This is a genomic window from Moorena sp. SIO4G3, assembly GCF_010692305.1.
Classification (GTDB): Bacteria; Cyanobacteriota; Cyanobacteriia; order Cyanobacteriales; family Coleofasciculaceae; genus Moorena; species Moorena producens_A.
In genome coordinates this window covers 1-4,001 of sequence record NZ_JAAHIG010000567.1, presented here as the reverse complement: position 1 = coordinate 4,001, position 4,001 = coordinate 1, and the positions used below count along the sequence as shown (strand labels likewise).

The window sequence follows — 4,001 nt, the reverse complement described above, 5'->3', positions numbered from 1 at the left end:
GGAGATAGGGGGGATTAAAGCTAATAAAAAGTTATTTTTAACCTGAAAAAAAACCTCTCCCCAGCACCCCAGCTCCCTTTCACCCGTAGAAAAAGACAATTTATTCCTGAAAATGAAACAGCCCTGCCTCCTGGGAGGGGTTAGGGGTGGGTTCCTATTACCTTCCCCTCCTGGGAGGGGTTAGGGGTGGGTTCCTATTACCTTAGTACTAATGTTGCTGCATAAGTGACATGCTCCATCTCCCCATCTCCCCATCTCCCCATCTCCCCACACTGCCCCTTATTTTTTACAAAAAAAAGATACACCCGTCTAAGGTTTTGTTCGTAGATATCCGAGAATAGTGCTAGTATTCGATAATTTTGGAAATCGATTTAATAAAGCGGTAGACTGAGGAGCAGGTAAAATTAGTAATAGGATAACTTTCAGGAATACTTTTAAAGTAGTTCTTGTCAGTAAAAAGCTTGGATCATATCTGATGGCATGGCCAATAAATCGCAGTGCGGCTAGGGTTTGGTGTCGTTGTGAAGAGGATTCAAGAGCCTTGAAAATTAGGTACTTATACAGGTTAGCGAGGCTGTGCTTTTTCAGATATTGTAGAGAATCAGGAGCAGCAGCAAAGGCTCGTTCAATTACTTGTAAACAACCTGCTTCCATCTTGGAAGTATCAGAAGAGGCTGAATTAGCAGAGACTCGATATAAAATGTGTGGGTATGGTACAGCTACAAAAGGATAATGAGCTGCGAGCCGCAGCCACATATTCCAATCTTCTGCCTGGGTTAGGGATTCATCAAATTGACCAACTGTGTCAAATGCTTTCCTACAAATTAAGACGTTAGAACCATTTTCCAAAAAATCAGTTAGCAATAGCTGAGGATAAACATTACCATTGAGAGTGATATGGTTACCTCGCCGCAAAAACTGACCTGATTCATCGATGTAATTTGTCCAACTATAGGCAACGGCGGCTTGGGGGTTTGCTTGTAAGGCGTTTAACTGGAACTCTAATTTATCCGGATGCCAGAGATCATCAGCGTCTAGGAACGCAATATAGTCACCTGAAGCATGGGAGAATCCACGATTACGGGCTCGGTTGACGCCAGCATTGGGATAGGAAAAAATTTTTAATCTATCATCTTTGATGCTAGAAATTATTTGCCATGTCGAGTCTTGGGATCCATCATCAATGACAAGTATTTCAAAATCCGTAAATGTCTGATTTAAAACCGATTCAATCGTCTGTTTGATAGTTTTTTCGTCATTATAAACCGGTATAATTATAGATATTAAGCTGGCCTTCATTTAAATTTCATGGTTCTGACATTAAGGGAGTAGGGAGTAGGGAGCAGGGAGTAGGGAGTAGGGAATAGGGAGTAGGGAGTAGGAAAAAATTTAAGTATTTAGTTTAATATGATAGCTGATAGCTGATAGCTGATAGCTGATAGCTGATAGCTGATACCTGATAGCTGACAATGCTATACTGATTTAGTTCTATGGTTCATCAGCACCTTAATAGTTTCTTCGGGAGCATTTTGCTGCTTCAAATAGGTTTTGAGAGTTGTTTCGGTTTTACTCTTGAGTAAAAAATCACTGACTAACAGTTTAATAACTTGCCTAACATAGGAAATAGCATACCTCCAGAAAGGGACATGGTGTGATTCTTCATAAATTATATTGACCATATGCCAGATATTATAATTTGACTTTAAATTAGTGAATCCTTTCAAAATCTCTAGTCTTTTGGCTGTATTCGGTTGGAGATACCATTGTAGTAAAGGGGGCATATAACGAATCAAGTCATTGACATTATAATCCGTAGTGGCTTGGAGTTTACTTGACAAAATCACGTTAAATCCTGATTTATGAGCACGACTAACAAACTCAAAGTCACCGCCGTAATGCCGGAATCTATCAGCATCTGGAAATCCAATTTTATCGACGACTGCTCTGGGGATGATAGCTATATTACCATTTAGGGTATCGACTGACCTAGCCTCTGCTGTAGCAAAATAATCCATACTCCGAATTGGCTGTTTTTTATCCATGCCACTGAACACAATCCAATCAGAATAGGTTTTATCCCGGACAATACCCCCAACAATTGTATTATTGTACAGTGGAGACTGACAACTATCAATCAGGTTGTTAAGGAAATTGTCTGACACAGAGATATCATCATTTAGCCACACTAGGTAATCCGAGTCTAATTTATCTATGGCATAGTTCATCCCCAGACAAATCCCACCTGTCCACCAAAGATTGCCATCTCCCTCAAGTAAGTAAACATTGGGAAATTGACGTCTAATCATGTCTCGGGTGCCATCTGTGGAATCATCATCTACTATGATGACTGAAATGACTGAGGTATTATCGGTATTTACTTTAGGAAGTTGCTGAAAAATTTGACTCAGAATAGTCTGAGTATAGTGTTGCCTATTTCTAACTGGAATAATTAAGGATATTTGGGTCATGATAGCAAAGGGAATAGGGAATCGGGAGTAGGGAGTAGGGAGTAGGGAGTAGGGAGTAGGGAGTAGGGAGTAGGGAGTAGGGAGTAGGGAGTAGGGAGTAGGGAGTAGGGAATAGGGAATAGGGAATCGGGAATCGGGAATAGGGAATAGGGAATCGGGAGTCGGAAAAATTAGTTTTTGTACTTCATTGAATATGAAAATTTTTTTTGATCAAAACATACCTATTAAAAAAGTGTTATAATGATAGTATTTTCGTCAATTATTAGTTAACACTGTTCCCTGTTCCCTGTTCCCTGCTCCCTGCTCCCTGCTCCCTGTTCCCTGTTCCCTGTTCCCTTATTTTGTAAAAGCTTTCTAATAGCAAAAAATGGACTGATCAAACTGCCCCAGAAGAATTCTAGTTGAAAGGCGGCAATGAGATTAGTTTTAAATTGTCCTCGATACTTCAGGAAATGTAGGATAAATCGGCGCAAATTTCCCAATAAGGTTTTGGTAATTACTATAGGCTTTTGCCAAAAGGTAGCATTAATCAGGCGGAGCTGACATGTGGCCAAACCACAGCCACGAGCGAGAGTGAGTAAGTAATCTCTCTGAAGACGCCACTGGGGAATCTGATGATAGCTATGCATGGCTGGGTTATACCAAATTTCCCAACCTGCTTTGTACATATACAGCAATGGCTCATAATCATCCCCCTGGACGAATAATCCGGGCAGTTTGCCTGTCAAACTGGGACGAGGTGGCACACTATCGAGCCAAGCTTGTCTACGAACGACTAAGCTTGCCCCTGGGGGTAGCCTGATTTGCTCGGGTTGAAAGGGATGGGGGTTTGGTCCATGTTCCCGAATTGCCAGAAATTGCTTGATGGGATCAAAATTTTCTGGGGGTTCGACTTCAAAATCACCGTGAATTTGACCACTGTAGGCTCCTGCCTTAGGATACTCTTGACCAAAGCTATAGGCTGCAGCAATCCAGTTGGGATCAGGTAAATTGTCATCATCTAAAAAACCGATTAATTCACCTTTAGCCTCCTGGACAGCTCGCAACCTGGCAAATGCTGATCCTTGTTCGAGTTCAAAACAATATCTTAAGGGGACAGATAAATCCCAATTGCTTTGATAGTCTTGAATAACCTGGGCAGTATCATCGCTACTATTGTTGTCAACAACAATAATTTCCCAACTGATGGGGTTGAGGAAAGTTTGCGATCGCAGTCGTTCGAGCAGTAATGGTAAACGCTTCGCCCCATTATAGGTCGGAATCGCTATAGTGAAGTCAACAGACATAAAACTAGCTGATTTGGCTTTGTTAGGAAATCACCACAAATTGGCCAAGTTGGCTCAACTAATAGAAGCATAATTTGATATCCTGAGATATCCTGATTGGTGATTTGAGATTGATGGAGAGAACCTCCTTCACCCACTCAATCATAATTATGATAAAATCACCAACTGTATTTTCCTGGAATTCAAGGGCGATCCCATTGGCCAGCATGGGTGAACTTACCCATATAACTCGTGGTCTAGACAAGGA

At 41.3% G+C, this 4,001-nt stretch carries 3 protein-coding genes; all 3 read right to left on the bottom strand.

Going from position 1 to position 4,001, the window contains the following annotated elements; translation table 11 throughout:
- Window positions 1–309: 309 nt before the first annotated feature.
- The 3 genes from F6J99_RS42830 to hpsE all read right to left on the bottom strand — a co-directional run bounded on the left by F6J99_RS42830 (window position 310) and on the right by hpsE (window position 3,754).
- Window positions 310–1,299 (bottom strand): glycosyltransferase, encoded by a 990-nt coding sequence (locus F6J99_RS42830; RefSeq protein ID WP_293122980.1) that lies wholly within the window; start codon window positions 1,297–1,299, stop codon window positions 310–312.
- Window positions 1,300–1,472: 173 nt separating this feature from the next.
- A complete protein-coding gene (locus F6J99_RS42825) occupies window positions 1,473–2,468 on the bottom strand; it encodes a glycosyltransferase family 2 protein (RefSeq protein ID WP_293122977.1) in 996 nt (331 codons plus the stop codon).
- 266 nt (window positions 2,469–2,734) lie between these two features.
- Entirely contained in the window at window positions 2,735–3,754 is a 1,020-nt protein-coding gene (gene hpsE, locus F6J99_RS42820) for a hormogonium polysaccharide biosynthesis glycosyltransferase HpsE (RefSeq protein ID WP_293122974.1), read from the bottom strand.
- Between the last annotated feature and the right edge of the window lie 247 nt (window positions 3,755–4,001).

Coding starts and splice junctions, on each gene's coding strand:
- F6J99_RS42830 (WP_293122980.1), bottom strand. CDS start 1,299: ATGAAGGCCAGCTTAATATCTATAATTATACCGGTTTATAATGACGAA.
- F6J99_RS42825 (WP_293122977.1), bottom strand. CDS start 2,468: ATGACCCAAATATCCTTAATTATTCCAGTTAGAAATAGGCAACACTAT.
- hpsE (WP_293122974.1), bottom strand. CDS start 3,754: ATGTCTGTTGACTTCACTATAGCGATTCCGACCTATAATGGGGCGAAG.